This window comes from Tepidibacillus fermentans, from assembly GCF_004342885.1.
Lineage (GTDB): Bacteria > Bacillota > Bacilli > Tepidibacillales > Tepidibacillaceae > Tepidibacillus > Tepidibacillus fermentans.
Window position 1 is genome coordinate 159,150 of sequence record NZ_SMAB01000003.1, and the last position, 15,937, is coordinate 175,086.

The window sequence follows — 15,937 nt, forward strand, 5'->3', positions numbered from 1 at the left end:
AAAAGCCGATTTAGTCTTTAGTCTAGATTCATTCCCTTAAAAGCATTTAACGTCATCCAATTCATAAACGTCGTCACTTTTAATGACAAAATATCATTGACGACTCGATGTAACGGTGGGATCTCATTTTTATATTTTTCAGAAACACACTGCCAAATCTCTTTAGCCGTTACTCCTTTATATCCCATTAATTGAAATTCTTCGGCCTTACTTTGACATAATGCTTCTAATTGGCGATCATATTCTTCAAGATCAAGTCCTTCCATGTCCTTAATCACCACTTTCAAAAAATTTCTTCGATTTACGCATACATACTATACAATACTTCGCCATCAAAATGCTTTTTTCCTCCTGCAATAAAAAGAATTTCATTTTGTCATGAGTTTGGCCAATTTTTCATATATCTAGACTAGCTTAAAAACTATAAAGAAATGGGTGGAAATCATGGCAATGAAACAGAACTTTATACATGGTGCAATGATCTTAGTCATCGCTGGATTAGTGACGCGAGGATTAGGAACCATCTACCGTATTGTTCTTTCAAGAATAATCGGTGCAGAAGCGATCGGTTTATACCAAATGGCATTTCCATCCTTAATTCTCTTAATCACCATTGTTACAGCAGGTTTACCTATTGCGGTTTCTAAGATGGTTGCTGAATCGGAGGCAAAGAATGATACGAGGCAGACGCAAAAGATTTTGCAAATCGCTCTTATCCTTGTCATATTTCTCTCAATCGGCATTTCTGTCGTCTTTTACTTATTGGCCCCGCTCATCAGTCAATATATTCTAACGGATGAAAGGGTATATTTCACACTGGTCATGATTGTTCCCATTATTCCAATTATTTCTGTATCTTCTGTCCTACGAGGTTATTTTCAAGGAAAACAAAATATGATCCCTTCAGCGACTTCAACTATTATAGAAACCATTTTTCGAATGGTTTTTGGAATTATTCTTTCTCTCACATTTTTACCAAAAGGGGTTGAATACGCTTCTGCCGGTGCAATGCTTGGTATGGTCATTGGTGAAATTGCGGGTAACTTTACTTTAATTACTCACTACTTTATGCAAAAGAGAGAAAAACAAATATCAACTCGAAAACGACTTTTATTGAACCAAAACAATCAATTATATCCAAAAATGTTCCGAATTGCCATTCCTGTTACCACAAGTCAGCTGATTGGTTCCCTTGCCTATTTTATTGAACCTAGCGTAGTCTCCCATAGTCTAGCTTTAGCAGGAGTCAGTACAAAAATAGCTACTGCCCAATATGGTCAATTAACAGGTATGGCATTATTAGTCATTAACTTTCCAACGGTGATTACCTACTCTCTTTCCGTTTCACTCATCCCTGCTGTTAGTGAGGCAGCAGCGCAAAAGAACCAATTCCTTGTCTATAAACGTTTACATCAAGCTGTAAAAATGGCTTATATGATTGGCTTACCTGCCTCCATCTTGATGTTTGTTTTGGCTGATCCAATCAGTTACTTATTGTTTAATAGTCAGCAAGTTGGACATTTTATTCGGATCATGGCTCCTTTTTCCATCTTTTTGTATCTTCAACGCCCTCTAGCTTCTACTTTACAAGGATTAGATTATGCGAAAGAATCAATGACCAATACGCTGATTGGGGCCACCGCTAAAACCATCGCCATCTTAGTACTTGCCTCAAGAGCCAGTTTAGGAATTGATGGTGTAGCAATCGCGATTAATCTAGGGATGGCTCTTGTCACTGTTTTACATTTCCGTAGTATTATCCAAATTATTGGTTATACCGTTGAACTTAAACCATTGATGACAATTAGTCTTTCTGCAATCGTCATGGGTTTTGCTTCTTATTACCTTTTCGTTTATTCTCTTCAACAAATCGACATTATTTTACGTTTATTAATCTCTTTCATTCTTGGTGTGATCATCTATCTCTATTTATTGTTGATCCTAAAAGTGGTAAAAAAGCAAGATTTAGAACGGATTCCTTGGCTTGGGACACTTATTCGCCGGGTTCTTCCTTAATTTGAATCCTTTTTATCAATAAAGAAATTGCCTGAATCATCGATACTCACAAAATATATTTCTCCAATGTCTAAATATCCTTTGTTTCTTAACTGTTTTTTTAACCAGAGCTCGTCCTTATCAATTTTCCGCAAATTCTCCAACAAAATTTGACCATCTGCAACTAAAGGAACAGGAAGGCTTTTATATTCTTTCCCCTTTAGTTGTAGGTCTCCTTTCGTAACAGGTTGGTGAAAAGGTTTGGGGAAGACACTAAGTTTCCCCGAAGGTTCTAAAATCGCAAATTCGACATCTGCGATATTTTGAATATTTTTTTCCCGTAACTGTGTGAATAGATCATCGATAGAGTAGCGTTGTCTAGCCATTTCTTTGTCTAAAATCTTCCCATTTGCGATTAAAATAGACGGTTTCCCATCTACAAGGTCCCGAAGTCTTTTACTTTTTAAAGTTAGATAAGATAAGAGAATCTGTGTGACCATGAGAATAAGAATCGGAACAACGCCTTTTGACAACGGTTGTTCCGTATCTTCAATCACCATCACCGCAATCTCTGCCATCATAATCGAGACAACTAGATCAAAAATGGATAATTTGCCAATTTCCCGTTTTCCCATGAATCGTAAAACAATCAAGACAAAAAAGTACATAAATAATGTCCGTAATAAAGCCGTTAATACTTCCATTTAAATCTCCTTTTCCTGTTCGAGTTTCAAATCATAGTTTAAACATTCGAAAAAGAATTTATAACCATTTTCCCTCTTCACATAAAGCAAAAAATTTTGCATAAAATGTACAAACTATTTCTTTTCACTTTATTTATGAACGAGGAGGTGATGATTGAATGAAAGCCAATTTAAATCATGCAACAAAGAAATATTCCAATCCGATTTTAACTGGTCTTATTTACACTTTTAGTATCGTTATCCTAAGCACAGTTGTACTCACGCTCATTCTCTATTTTACTTCCTTATCTGAACAGAGCCTTCCAATATTCATCTATATCACGACAGCGATTAGTCTACTCATCGGTGGGTTTAAAAGTGGTAAGATCGCAGGCACTAGAGGTTGGTATTATGGTGGGATCACAGGGATAATCTACGGAATCATACTGTCACTCATTTGGTTCCTAGGTTTTAACCTAGATTTCCAACTTCGTTTATTGGCACTCCTTCTCTTAAGTTTTCTTTTTGGTTCCTTTGGCGGTATGGTTGGCGTAAATTCAAAAAGATAATTCTGAAAGACAAGTGGATGTTTCTGGAATGAAAACATATAATACTACTAAGCCCCAATCAGATATGATATAATTTTTAAATATAAGTGTTAAATGGAGGTCTTTTATGTTTCATTCCATGAACACCATCATTCTTGCCTCAACGATCCTTACGATTCTGATTTCTATGATTGTTTTGCGCCAGAACCCTTACACAATCATCAAAAATTCTTTTACTACATTGTTTTCAAATAAAAAGATGTTCATTCAATTTTTAGCTCTTTTTTTAATCCTTTATTTTAATAAAATGGAACAAATCTTTGAAAAAAATATTAATGTTGGGGATTTCACACCAGTCATTCAACAATTAGAAGGGTATGGGATCTATTTTATTCAACAGTTCTTTTTAAATGATACCTTAACTTATATCTTTACATTCTTTTATATCATCGTTTTCCCAGCCATGATGGTTTCTTCATTAGTGGTATACATTAATGAAGACCACCGTTTATTTTACGCCGTTATTTATGCATTGATGCTAAATTATATGATTGCAATCCCATTTTATCTTTTCTTTCCCATCTATGAGGTCTGGTATTTTGATCATCATGTTCAATTTCTGATTCCCCAAGTTTATCCTAACTTTGATATAGAATATCGGCCACTTTCAGGAATTGACAATAATTTTCCAAGTTTGCATACATCCATTTCCGTTACGATTGCGTTGATCGCATTACGTTCCAAGAACCTACTATTTAGTAAGATTGCTTTATTTAGTGCAATCATCATTGTCTTCTCAACTCTTTACCTTGGAATTCATTGGCTATTAGACATGGTTGCTGGCGTGATCCTGGCTTTCATCGCTAGTTACACTGGATTACGTCTTAGTGACATGGTCACTGGAAAGAGTCAATTTGAGATTGGGGATCAACTAAGTACAAAGAGATAAACAATGTTTACTCTGCTTAGTCCAATAGGTGAGAGTCAAGCCAGCACTACTACGAAGAAATTGAACGAGCAATTTTCAAGTATAATAATAAGAGCGTAACCCCTATCTAAAGGATTACGCTCTTTCTTCTTATGTAAAAGTCTATTCACTTTTACTTTCTACTACCCCATTAATCGCATTACGATCAAAAGTGATTTTCATGCTCTCATTCACACGAAGAGTCACTTTGTCATCCGTAAGATCAACGATAGTTCCATAGATCCCACCTATTGTTACGACTTTGTCATTCTTCTTTAAACTAGCCAGCATGGCATTCCGCTGCTTCGTCCTTTTTTGTTGTGGACGAATCAATAAGAAGTAAAAAATGACAAACATCAATACAAAAGGAAGTAACGTTGCTAACCAACTCCCCTGTGTTGCTGCAGTTCCTTGAGCCAAAAACATCGATATTCCCTCCTTTCTTCAAAATATCATAACAAAAATCTAGAAAGTTCGTAACTCATTTCTCCCATATTCCGCAAAGAATTCCTCTTTATATTCAAGAAGGCGATCTTCTAGAATCGCTTGACGGATATTTTTCATCAGATTAAGCAAGAAAAAGAGATTATGATAAGTGGTTAATCTTAGTCCAAAAATTTCATCTGCCTTTAATAGATGACGAACATATGCCCTTGAATAATTTTGACAGGTATAACAACTGCATTTTGGATCAATCGGGCCAAAGTCTCTCGCATACTTCGCATTGCGAACCACCAATCGTCCTTGACTGGTCATTGCTGTACCATTTCTTGCAATTCGCGTAGGCAAAACACAATCAAACATATCAATTCCACGAATAACGCCTTCAAATAAAGACTCAGGATCGCCAACCCCCATCAGATAACGAGGCTTGTCCTCAGGAAGTAAAGGAGTGGTATATTCCAAAATATCGAACATCATCTCCTTTGGTTCTCCTACGCTAAGCCCGCCAATTGCATACCCGGGGAAGTTAAGAGAGGTGATTTCTTTTGCACTTTGCTCTCTTAGGTCCTTATACACCCCTCCTTGTACGATTCCAAATAAAGCCTGATCATTGGGTCTTGAGTGAGCTTTTAAAGAGCGTTCTGCCCATCTTGTTGTCCTTTCAAGAGATTTTTTCACATAGTCGCGATCAGCAGGGTATGGCGGACATTCATCAAACGCCATAATGATATCTGCTCCAAGAGCATTTTGAATCTCGATCGATTTCTCTGGGCTTATGAATAATTTTTCTCCACTCAAATGGTTGCGAAAGTGGACTCCTTCTTCTGTTATTTTGCGCAAATCACTCAAACTAAAAACTTGAAAACCCCCACTATCTGTTAAAATGGGGCGATCCCAGTTCATAAAATGATGGAGACCACCTGCTTCTTTCACAATATCATGACCAGGTCTTAGAAAAAGATGATAAGTATTACTCAAAATGATCTGTGCATTCATCTGTTTCAATTCTTCTGGACTCATCGTTTTTACTGTTGCTTGCGTTCCAACAGGCATGAAAATTGGGGTTTCAATCACCCCATGAGGTGTATATAGTCGTCCTAATCGTGCTCCTGTTTTTTTATCTTTTTTAATTAATTCATAACGTATAGCTGACATTCTATCCTACCTTTCATTCCGCCACTTGATGCTTAATAAATAAACATCGCATCACCAAAACTAAAAAATCGATAATGCTGATCAATCGCTTCTTGATAGGCCTTCATAATCGTATCACGACCAGCAAAAGCACTGACCAACATCACTAAAGAGGATTTAGGTAGATGAAAGTTGGTGATCATCGCGTCAATGGCTTTAAACTCATATCCAGGATAGATAAAGATATCCGTCCATCCATCCTTTGCTTCAAATCGTTCTGTTTCTTTGTTAACGACCGTTTCAAGGGTGCGAACAGAAGTAGTCCCTACAGCAATAATTCTTCTTCCCTCTTCTTTTGCCTCATTTAATTTCTTCGCCGCTTCCTCATTTAACTGATAATATTCGGAATGCATATGATGCTCTTCGATATTTTCCGTTTGCACAGGACGAAAGGTTCCGAGTCCAACGTGTAAGGTGATATATACGATTTGAACGCCTTTTTCTTCAATTTGTTGTAACAATTCCTTGGTAAAATGTAATCCTGCTGTTGGAGCAGCTGCTGAACCCAAATGTTTGGCATAGACAGTCTGGTAGCGGTCTTTATCTTCTAGTTGTTCTTTTATATAGGGAGGAAGGGGCATTTGCCCTAATTGATCTAAAATTTCGTTGAAAATCCCTTGATAATGAAAACGAATGATTCTTCCTCCTACTTCTGTCGTATCTTCGATCACTCCAGTCAGTAACCCGTCACCAAAAACGACTTCATGTCCTTGTCGTAGTCTTTTTCCTGGTTTAACCAAGGTTTCCCAACGATTGTCATCTAATTGCTTCAATAATAATACTTCTACCTTTGCTTCTGTCTCTTTTTTCTGACCGATTAAACGGGCTGGTAATACTTTTGTATCGTTTAAGACAAGGGTATCGCCTTTATGTAAAAAGTCAATAATACCCCTAAAACGGTGGTGTTGAATCTCTCCAGTGCGTCGATTTAAAGTGAGTAGTTTTGAATCAGAACGATTTTTAAGTGGGGTTTGAGCGATTAGTTCTTCCGGTAAATCAAAATCAAACAATTCAATGTTCATCATATTTTCCCTCAGTTTGAATGATATTTATATTATTTTTCCCATGTTCAATTTTTGGTAATACTCGAAAACGAATAACTAGCAATTATTTACTATATCAATCTCCTCGTTTTTTTGCAAGGAAATCTCTGAGACATCGATAATCCAATGAAGTTGCTATATGACACATATTTTTTCTATTGAAATGAAAAAATTTTCATGTTATAATCAAAAACAATCAGAAATAATCAAAAATAATCAATTATTTCCTTATAATCAATCACATTTGACCAAGAAAGGGTAAGGGAGGTGTTTTTAGCAGTTGTACAGTGAAGAACGGAAAGCACTCATTCTTGATTATATTCAGAAAAAATCCAGAGCTTCCGTCCAAGAACTTGGAGAGTATCTCAATGTATCCGAGTCAACCATTCGTAGAGATCTGAAAGAATTAGAAGATTTGAAGCTTCTAAAAAGGACTCATGGTGGGGCAATCTCGGTTGAAAATGTGAATTTTGAGCCAACATTTCGGGAAAAAGAAGATCAATATTTTTTAGAAAAAGGTGCGATTGCAAAAAGGGCTGTTGAATTCATTAAAGAAGGAGATACGATCCTTTTAGATTCAGGGACAACAATTTTTCATGTTGTAAAAGAATTAAAGCGGTTTCAAAAGTTAACCGTTGTTACCAATTCATTAATTTTTGCTCATGAGTTACAGGATTCTCAAGGAATTGATGTGATTATTATTGGTGGATTTCTAAGAAGAGAGACTTTAGCATTAGTGGGTCCTTTAGCGGAGGAAGCATTATCAGCGATCAAAGTCGACAAAGCATTTATCGCAACAAATGGATTAGATATCAAAGAAGGTCTCACGACACCGAATCTAATTGAGGCATCTACAAAACGGAAAATGATTGAATCATCAAAACAAGTCTTTTTATTAGCCGATCATAGCAAAATAGGAAAAATTGCTTTTGCTAAGTTCGCAAATATCAATAAAGTGGACAAATTGATTATCGATGATGCTGTTCCTGAATACACTGTCAAAGAATTGATCAAATTAGGTATTGAAGTCGTTACTGTCACAGTATCATAGGAGGAAACAAAATGGAACCAGCGGTAATCACAGTGACATTAAATCCCGCCATTGATAAAACCATCACCCTTCCACGGTTTGAAGTGGGTGGTCTTAATCGAGCCAGCCAAATCCGAATCGATCCTGGAGGTAAGGGAATTAATGTTGCAAAGGTGTTAAAAAAGTTTGGGGTTGATGTTTTGGCAACTGGCTTCATAGCCGGAGACCAAGGAAATTTGCTGCGCAATCAATTAAATGAGAGAGCCATTCAAACTGATTTTATTCATGTTGCTGGTGAGACCAGAACCAATTTCAAAATTGTAGATGAAGAAGCTGGAATCACTACCGAAATTAATGAAGTTGGGTTCCCAATATCGGATCAAGATATTACAAATTTAAAAGAACGGTTGAGATCTTACCTTTCATCAAATTCAGTGATTGTGTTTGCTGGAAGTCTTCCTCAAGGTGCGTCAGATCAAACCTATTATGAATTGATCCAATTTGCCAATCAAGCAGGAGCAAAGGCGATTCTTGATGCAGATAAAGCAGCACTAAGAGAAGGAATTAAAGCAAAACCCTACGCGATAAAACCCAACATTTTTGAGCTAGAACAATTATTGACAAGAAAACTTGATACTGATCAAAAAATTGTAGAAGCTGGAAAAGAACTAATTGAACAAGGTATTTCCCTTATTATCGTTTCAATGGGTAGTAAAGGAGCTATTGTGTTAAATCAAAAAGAAGCTTATCGAATCACACCATTTCCAATTACACCAAAAAGTACAGTTGGTGCAGGAGATTCTATGGTTGCAACACTAGTCTACTCTTTATTAGAAAATAAAAACTTAGAAGAAATAGCAAAATGGGTGACAACTGCCGGAACGATTACAGCAACCAAACCCGGCACAGAAGTTTGTTCACTAGAAGAAGTAAAACAAGCGATTCATAAAATCAATGTTAAAAAACTTTTGTAGCTACAACATGTAGAAAGGTGGATTACAATGAAGAAAATTTTAGCTGTTACTGCTTGTCCCACTGGTATCGCACATACCTATATGGCTGCAGAAGCTCTCCAAGAAGCAGCAAAACAAAAAAATGTGGATATTAAAGTAGAAACTAGGGGAGCAGTCGGTGTTGAAAACGAGTTAACACCAGAAGAAATTCACGAAGCACATGCCATCATCTTAGCTGTAGATGTTGATGTAAATGAAGAAAGATTCAAGGGGAAAAATGTCATCAAAGTTGGTGTTGCTGAAGCTATTAAGGATGCAAATGGATTAATTGAGCAAGCAATCTCGATGAAAGCAAAAACTGTTGACTATCGTGAACAAGTTGAGGCTATCAAAGCTGAGAGAAGTGCTGAACGAACAGGTGTATATAAACATTTAATGAATGGTGTTTCCAATATGTTGCCATTAGTGGTAGCTGGTGGATTAATCATTGCCATCTCTTTTATCTTTGGGATCAAAGCTTTTGACCCTAATGATCCTTCTTATAATCCGATTGCAAAAGCGTTAATGGATATTGGTGGAGGTTCTGCCTTTGCCTTAATGGTTCCTGTTCTTGCTGGGTATATTGCCTTTTCGATCGCTGGAAAACCTGGATTGGCACCTGGATTAGTTGGTGGAATGTTAGCTAGTAAAATAGGTGCAGGATTTCTAGGTGGGATCATCGCCGGTTTTCTTGCAGGTTATGTGGCAAAATGGTTGCGCGACTATATTAAATTACCAAGAAACTTTGCTGGTCTTGTTCCTATCCTCATTATTCCATTCTTCTCTACATTGATTGTTGGTTTATTAATGATTTTTGTCATTGGTACACCTGTAAAATCGATCATGGATGCCCTTACAGGATGGCTAACCAGCCTATCTTCTGCTAATGCGGTAATTCTAGGTTTGATATTAGGTGCAATGATGGCATTTGATATGGGAGGTCCTGTCAATAAAACCGCTTATACTTTCGCAGTTGGTTTATTAGGTAGCAATGTTTTTGCTCCAATGGCAGCCGTTATGGCAGCTGGTATGACTCCACCATTAGGTCTGTGGTTGGCTACTTTAATCGCACCTAAAAAATTTACAAATGAAGAAAGAGAAGCTGGAAAAGCAGCCTCAATTTTAGGAATTTCATTTATTACAGAGGGAGCTATCCCATTTGCTGCAGCTGACCCCCTTCGTGTCATTCCTGCGATAGTCGCTGGTTCAGCAGTCACAGGTGCTTTATCCATGTATTTTGGGGCTACATTACGAGCACCACATGGAGGAATTTTTGTCCTATTTATTCCGAATGCAGTAGGAAACTTACTCATGTATACCGTTTCAATCATCGTAGGAACGATCGTGACAGCTCTTCTTGTCAGTGTATTAAAAACAAGGAAAAATGAACAATAATCCATTTAACTTATAGGAGGTCTTATCTATGGATCTATCGACACTCATTAAAGAAGAGACCATTTCATTATCTCTAGAAGCAACAGACAAAAAAGATGTCATCTCCAAAATGGCAAATAAAATGGCCCAAGCTGGATATATTTCCGATGTGAATCTATATACTGAAGCCGTATTTACAAGAGAAGAAAAAGGGTCTACAGGTATTGGCTTTCAAGTAGCCATCCCTCACGGAAAGTCTAAAGGAGTGAGCAAACCTGGATTAGCTTTTGCAAGATTAGCTCAACCCACTGAATGGCAATCTCTAGATGGCCAACCTGTTTCCATGGTTTTCTTAATTGCTGTTCCCGAAGAACAAGCAGGCAATGAACATTTGCAGATTTTAGCAGCTTTATCAAGAAAACTCATCCATGAGGAATTTAGAAATCAATTAATGTCAGCCAAAACAGCTCAAGAGGTTCTTAGTCTCATCAAAACAGCATCTTAAATAGATAGATCGCCATGAAGTATTATGCTTCATGGCATTTTTTGTACCTCCATTAATAAAGGATAACCATGCCATACCTTTACTTTGGCTACTAGATTCCCTTCCCTAGCTTGTTTTTCTAGGTCTTCCCCTGTATTCTCCGGTACAAAATAACGGTCGATTTGGTAATCCACATAAACGTTTTGAGCAGACATTTCATTTAATGGACCATAGAGATTCACTTTAGCTTTTAAATAATAGGGATGGTTAGGTTTGGTAAAGCTAATTTTTTCAACCGTATAAAAATTGCCTTTCCTTTGTAAGATAGCATACAAATCTTTGTCCCTAAACTTACTAAACTCTTTCCCTGACTTCAATTCTTCAGGGAAAAGATTGAAAGGAACATCATTGATTTCATATCTTAAAGATACATAGTCTCCCCGAAAGAGATCCCTTGGATCTAAGGGTTTTGTTTTTAGCAAAATTTCCTCACCAAAAAAATACGTCATAGTAGGAAGGAAACTCATTGATAGTAAAATGAGAACTGGAACAATCATCACAATGTAAAAGAATATTGTCGATCTATTCCTCATCTTGGTTCCCTCCCTAATTCTTTACGTTTCCGTTCAAAATAAAAACCAAAACCTAATAATAAGATGCCCCCTGTAAAGAAAAAGATCGATTTAGGTAGAAAATCGTACATGGCGTCAAAATAAAATCTTAAAATGGTAATTCCAATAAAAAGCAAGGCGAATAAATTATTTTTCCTAACCAAAGACAAAAGGAGAAGAAAATAAAAGATTGCAAAAAGGATATGAATGGAAAAATAGTTGGGCAAATGGAGGGCTTGAACAAAGTCAAAGTCCTTCCAAATCCAATCCAATGTTAAAATGACACCAGTTACCCCAAACAAGATATTTCCCTGCGTCTGAAAGATCTTAGGATAGTAAGAAATAGGGAAAAAGTACATCAATAACCCAATGACAAAAAAGATGATAAGGATGAGTTCTGTTTTCACATGAAATCCTTCAGCTAAAAGAAGCCAAATAAAATTTAACGTGATTATATTGGTTAAAAATAGGTTTTCTTTTAATGTAAAATATCGTTGCAATCTATATAAAATGGGAATAATCAAAAACAAGGAAAAAGGGATACTGCCATACACAAATTGACCATTTAAATAAACCAAGAGTAATAAATGGAGAAACGTAAACATCCATTGATCTTTTAAATAAATCAGCAATGGAAAAATTCCTAATGCCCACATGAAAAACGCATTTGTAAAACGGCCACCAAAATTAAACATTTGGCCAATCAAAAATATTCCAGCGCCAAAAATCAAGACCCCTAAATAAGTTAAACTTCGGCTCGTTTTGGGATAATGTTCACGAATACGGAAACTAATCCATTGCGTAACAAGGTATGCAATAATAATCAAAGAAAATTTAAAAACTTTCCCCATATAGATCCAGTTACTGGCAATTAAACTTAAAATGCCAAGACCCATTAAAATTGAACCAACAGTAACAAGAACCTTAATAAAACTAATACTTCCATTTACCTGATAAGATTCTATGATTGTATCTACTTGCTTCTCTGAAATGATTCCTCGGGATTTATGCTTATTAAGTTCTTGTTTCAAAAACGCCAAATCACTTTGGCTAATTTTTTGCTTTTCCATTAAACCCCTCCCAACTGTTATCTTTGGAACCTTAATAAACTACTTTTTAAATTCTGAAACAAATCTTGCTATCCGTTTCATTGCTTCTTCTAATTGTTTCATCGATGTCGCATAAGAGCATCGGATGTAACCTTCCCCACTTTTTCCAAAGACATTTCCCGGTACAACTGCAACTTTTTCTTTTCGTAAAAGTTGTTCTGCAAATTCTTCAGATGTTAATCCTGTTTCAGAAATGGAAGGGAAAACGTAGAATGCTCCACCAGGTATATGACAAGAAAGTCCCATTTCATGAAACGAATGAACAACAAAGTTTCTTCGTTGCCTATAGCTTTTTTTCATCTCTCTTACGCTTCTTTCTCCATTTGTCAGAGCTTCGATAGCTGCATGTTGGGCCATTGTTGGCGCAGACATGATTGTATATTGATGAATTTTTATCATCGCTTGAATAATTTCTTTAGGTCCTGCTGCATAACCTAAACGCCAACCTGTCATAGCAAAAGCTTTAGAAAATCCAGAAATTAAAATAGTTCTTTCTTTCATTCTTTTAATCGATGGGAAACTTGTAAATTCTTCATCGTAAGTAAGTTCAGCATAGATTTCATCAGATAATACGATTAAATCATATTTTTCAACGACGGAAGCAATCTTTATAAGTTCCTCTTTTCCTAGAACCGTTCCAGTTGGATTGTTTGGATTACACAAAATAATGGCCTTTGTTTTCGAGGTAATGGTTTTTTCTATTTGTTCTGGTTGGAGCTTAAAAGCATCTTTAGAATCCGTTTGTACAGGTACTGGAAATCCACCTGCTAAGGATACAATAGGTGAATATGCAACAAAACTCGGTTCAACAACAATAACCTCGTCTCCTGGATTTATGATCGCCCTTAAAGCAAGATCAATCGCCTCACTTGCCCCAACCGTTACAATCAGTTCGTTTTCAGGATTATATTCAACCTCGTAATTCGATTTTAAATACCGGCTTACTTCCTCTCGTAATTCAATCATCCCAGCATTCGCGGTATAAGCAGTATACCCTTGTTCAAGTGCATGATAGCTAGCTTCTATTACATTCCATGGCGTTACAAAGTCTGGCTCTCCTACCCCAAGCGAGATCACATTATCCATCGTTGATGCCAACTCGAAAAACCTTCGAATACCTGAAGGTTTCAGTTGCTCAACTGTTTTTGATAGATACGTTTTTTGCTTAGTTGACATTATGGTGTCACCACAATTCTTCTGTCATCTTCTTCATGGTCAAATATGACCCCATCATGCTTATACTTCTTCAAAATAAAGTGGGTAGTTGTAGATATAACAGAATCAAGCGTTGATAACTTTTCTGAAACAAATCGGCCAATTTCAGACATCGTTCTCCCTTGAACAGAGACCGATAAATCATACGCCCCCGACATTAAATATACTGCTTTCACCTCAGGAAACCGATAGATTCTCTCTGCTACTTTATCAAATCCCACTCCTCGCTTGGGTGTTACCTTTACATCGATCATTGCGGTAACTCCTTCATAATCTAAAACTTTTGCCCAATCCACAATCGCCGAATAACCAAGAATAATCTTCTCCTTCTCTAGCTTATCCATCATTTTCTCGATTTCTTTTACATCCATATCTAGTAATTTGGCTAGAGTCTCAACTTCCATCCTCCCATTTTTTTCCAAAAGTTCTAAAAATTCAATCTCTTTCTTTTCCAAAACGATCACTCACTTCTTTTTCATATTTATGATTAATAATAACAAAAAAAGCAGCAAATTTTTCAATTTATTTAAAAATATTGATAATTTAATTTTAATCTTTTATGGATTTTTTCCTTTTCCACCTCTAATTTATCGTAAATTGTTTTAAGAAAAATAGAAATAAGAAATGCATAGTAGTATAACATTATAAAACAAGTTGTAAAACGATAGAAACCTTCCTAAAGGGCATAACTATGTTCTGACTATGCCTTTTTAAATATGAATGAGAGAAAATGATTGTTTACACTTTATCAATATTTACTGAATATGTTACGATATTTGTAATACAGCTTTTTTGGAGGAAGACATGAGATATACAACAATTGGAAGTGTAAGAGAAGGACAAATTCTTGGCAAAAACATCTATTCTATGGATGGAAAAATTTTATTACGTAATGGAGTTTCATTGACAAAACAAATCATTCTGAAATTAAAACAATTAGGAATCACTGCAATTTATATTAAAGACGATCGCTTTAGTGATATTGAGGTGGAAGATATAGTTTCTGAAGAAACAAAAAGAGCTACAATTGGTGTACTTTCTGAATCTGTAAAATGTATTCAAACAGGTAAAGAGTTAAATATGAAGGAACTGCAAAATAATACGAGTGAATTAATAGATGAAATTCTTAAAAATAAAGATAATCTTGTATTTCTTGGTGACATATTAACTAAAGATAATCAATTATTTATCCACTCTGTCAACGTATGTATCATATCTATAATTATTGGTATCAATTTAAAAATGAGCCGAAATCAATTACAAGAATTGGCATTAGGAGCCCTTTTTCATGACATTGGCAAAGTCATCCCTGATGAGGCTTTAGATAAATTAACATTAAAACATGATAATGTTAACGAACATACATGGAGAGGATTTTATTATTTAAGAAAAAAGCCGGAGATCAATGCTGTCTCATCGATTGTTGCGTTAGAACATCATGAATACATGAATGGCAAAGGCTCACCGCGAGGGTTAAAAAAGGATGAGATTCATTTATATGCTAAGATTGTAGGCTTAGCGAATTATTATGACAATCTTGTAAACCCACATATGGGAAATATACGAATCAAACCACACGAAGCGTTGGAAAAAATCATGGGCCTTACCAATCATTTTTTCGAACATGATATCGTTTGGCAGTTTTTACAGTCCATAGCCACCTATCCAAATGGGAGTACGGTAAGATTATCTACAAACGAAATCGGTATTGTTGTGGGACAACACAAAGGATTACCAACCCGCCCTATAATACGACTCTTAAAAGAACAGAATTCAAATCAAATTGAAGCAATGGAAATCGATTTGGCTAAAGAGAAAACGGTATTCATCGAGGAAGTATTGGAATAGTTTCACGAAAAATACCGTCCTTCATCATCTTTACCAATCTTTGTTACTTCTTTTCTATCTCTTTCGTCAAATCTAGTTACTGCATCAACCGATGATTATATCGAAACTGAAATGTTTTGGATGTTTCAATCCTCTTTAGTCGAGTCTAGTTACTGCATCCCTGATGCAGAAGTTAAAATTGGTACGAAATTTTATGTTTCAATCCTCTTTAGTCGAGTCTAGTTACTGCATCCTGCCGTTTTAATGCTTGGTAAGTGATATAGTTACTGTTTCAATCCTCTTTAGTCGAGTCTAGTTACTGCATCGTTTGTGTCAAGTTTTTCTCGATCAAGCTTTAATACTAATAATATCAGCATCCTATTTTTGTACGCTATGCACAGGCTACCGCACTACTGTTTGG

At 36.0% G+C, this 15,937-nt stretch carries 17 protein-coding genes; 8 read left to right on the forward strand and 9 right to left on the reverse strand.

Annotation, left to right across the window (positions count from 1 at the left end; translation table 11 throughout):
* Positions 1-17: 17 nt before the first annotated feature.
* Positions 18-266 carry a post-transcriptional regulator gene (locus tag EDD72_RS03420; protein ID WP_132767296.1) on the reverse strand — a complete coding sequence of 83 codons (249 nt, stop codon included), beginning with the start codon at positions 264-266 and terminating at the stop codon, positions 18-20.
* A 178-nt stretch (positions 267-444) separates the two neighbouring features.
* On the opposite strand from EDD72_RS03420, the gene spoVB reads away from it, so the two are divergent.
* The gene (gene spoVB / locus EDD72_RS03425; RefSeq protein WP_132767234.1) at positions 445-2,016 is read left to right on the forward strand and encodes a stage V sporulation protein B; all 1,572 of its coding nucleotides are present in this window, start codon (positions 445-447) and stop codon (positions 2,014-2,016) included.
* Here spoVB and EDD72_RS03430 read toward each other — a convergent pair.
* Positions 2,013-2,699 carry a YetF domain-containing protein gene (locus EDD72_RS03430; protein ID WP_132767236.1) on the reverse strand — a complete coding sequence of 229 codons (687 nt, stop codon included), beginning with the start codon at positions 2,697-2,699 and terminating at the stop codon, positions 2,013-2,015. The two genes, spoVB and EDD72_RS03430, sit on opposite strands and share 4 nt — an antisense overlap.
* A gap of 158 nt (positions 2,700-2,857) precedes the next feature.
* On the opposite strand from EDD72_RS03430, the gene EDD72_RS03435 reads away from it, so the two are divergent.
* Both EDD72_RS03435 and EDD72_RS03440 read left to right on the forward strand, forming a co-directional pair.
* A complete protein-coding gene (locus EDD72_RS03435) occupies positions 2,858-3,247 on the forward strand; it encodes a TIGR04086 family membrane protein (protein WP_132767238.1) in 390 nt (129 codons plus the stop codon).
* A 106-nt stretch (positions 3,248-3,353) separates the two neighbouring features.
* Complete coding sequence (locus EDD72_RS03440) at positions 3,354-4,175, forward strand: phosphatase PAP2 family protein (RefSeq protein ID WP_132767241.1); 822 nt, start codon at positions 3,354-3,356, stop codon at positions 4,173-4,175.
* 141 nt (positions 4,176-4,316) lie between these two features.
* Here the strand turns inward: EDD72_RS03440 and yajC are convergent, their stop codons facing one another.
* From yajC to queA, 3 genes are read right to left on the reverse strand one after another with little or no spacing between them, the layout of a single operon-like run.
* Positions 4,317-4,619, reverse strand: coding sequence for a preprotein translocase subunit YajC (gene yajC / locus EDD72_RS03445; RefSeq protein WP_132767243.1), 303 nt, complete (start codon positions 4,617-4,619; stop codon positions 4,317-4,319).
* A gap of 39 nt (positions 4,620-4,658) precedes the next feature.
* Positions 4,659-5,792 carry a tRNA guanosine(34) transglycosylase Tgt gene (gene tgt, locus EDD72_RS03450; protein ID WP_132767245.1) on the reverse strand — a complete coding sequence of 378 codons (1,134 nt, stop codon included), beginning with the start codon at positions 5,790-5,792 and terminating at the stop codon, positions 4,659-4,661.
* A 32-nt stretch (positions 5,793-5,824) separates the two neighbouring features.
* Complete coding sequence (gene queA / locus EDD72_RS03455) at positions 5,825-6,853, reverse strand: tRNA preQ1(34) S-adenosylmethionine ribosyltransferase-isomerase QueA (RefSeq protein ID WP_132767247.1); 1,029 nt, start codon at positions 6,851-6,853, stop codon at positions 5,825-5,827.
* Between the two features lie 301 nt (positions 6,854-7,154).
* Between queA and EDD72_RS03460 the strand changes: the two genes are divergently transcribed.
* The 4 genes from EDD72_RS03460 to EDD72_RS03475 are packed head-to-tail and all read left to right on the forward strand — an operon-like array spanning position 7,155 to position 10,775.
* Positions 7,155-7,925: a DeoR/GlpR family DNA-binding transcription regulator gene (locus EDD72_RS03460; protein ID WP_132767249.1), complete on the forward strand. Its 771-nt coding sequence runs from the start codon at positions 7,155-7,157 to the stop codon at positions 7,923-7,925.
* Between the two features lie 11 nt (positions 7,926-7,936).
* Complete coding sequence (gene pfkB / locus EDD72_RS03465; RefSeq protein ID WP_132767251.1) at positions 7,937-8,878, forward strand: 1-phosphofructokinase; 942 nt, start codon at positions 7,937-7,939, stop codon at positions 8,876-8,878.
* Between the two features lie 27 nt (positions 8,879-8,905).
* Positions 8,906-10,291: a PTS fructose transporter subunit IIC gene (locus tag EDD72_RS03470; RefSeq protein ID WP_132767254.1), complete on the forward strand. Its 1,386-nt coding sequence runs from the start codon at positions 8,906-8,908 to the stop codon at positions 10,289-10,291.
* A gap of 28 nt (positions 10,292-10,319) precedes the next feature.
* Positions 10,320-10,775 (forward strand): PTS sugar transporter subunit IIA, encoded by a 456-nt coding sequence (locus tag EDD72_RS03475; RefSeq protein WP_132767257.1) that lies wholly within the window; start codon positions 10,320-10,322, stop codon positions 10,773-10,775.
* Between the two features lie 29 nt (positions 10,776-10,804).
* Here the strand turns inward: EDD72_RS03475 and EDD72_RS03480 are convergent, their stop codons facing one another.
* The 4 genes from EDD72_RS03480 to EDD72_RS03495 are packed head-to-tail and all read right to left on the reverse strand — an operon-like array spanning position 10,805 to position 14,150.
* Positions 10,805-11,347, reverse strand: a complete 543-nt coding sequence (locus tag EDD72_RS03480; protein WP_132767259.1) for a GDYXXLXY domain-containing protein — start codon at positions 11,345-11,347, stop codon at positions 10,805-10,807.
* Positions 11,344-12,435, reverse strand: coding sequence for a DUF2157 domain-containing protein (locus EDD72_RS03485; RefSeq protein WP_132767262.1), 1,092 nt, complete (start codon positions 12,433-12,435; stop codon positions 11,344-11,346). The genes EDD72_RS03480 and EDD72_RS03485 overlap by 4 nt, the downstream gene beginning before the upstream one ends.
* Before the next feature lie 39 nt (positions 12,436-12,474).
* Positions 12,475-13,650 carry an aminotransferase gene (locus EDD72_RS03490; RefSeq protein WP_132767264.1) on the reverse strand — a complete coding sequence of 392 codons (1,176 nt, stop codon included), beginning with the start codon at positions 13,648-13,650 and terminating at the stop codon, positions 12,475-12,477.
* Positions 13,650-14,150: an Lrp/AsnC family transcriptional regulator gene (locus EDD72_RS03495; RefSeq protein WP_207893633.1), complete on the reverse strand. Its 501-nt coding sequence runs from the start codon at positions 14,148-14,150 to the stop codon at positions 13,650-13,652. Before EDD72_RS03495 ends, EDD72_RS03490 begins: the two co-directional genes overlap by 1 nt.
* Positions 14,151-14,493: 343 nt before the next feature.
* Here EDD72_RS03495 and EDD72_RS03500 point away from each other — a divergent pair, with 343 nt between their 5' ends.
* Entirely contained in the window at positions 14,494-15,537 is a 1,044-nt protein-coding gene (locus tag EDD72_RS03500; RefSeq protein ID WP_132767267.1) for an HD-GYP domain-containing protein, read from the forward strand.
* The last annotated feature ends 400 nt before the right edge of the window (positions 15,538-15,937 follow it).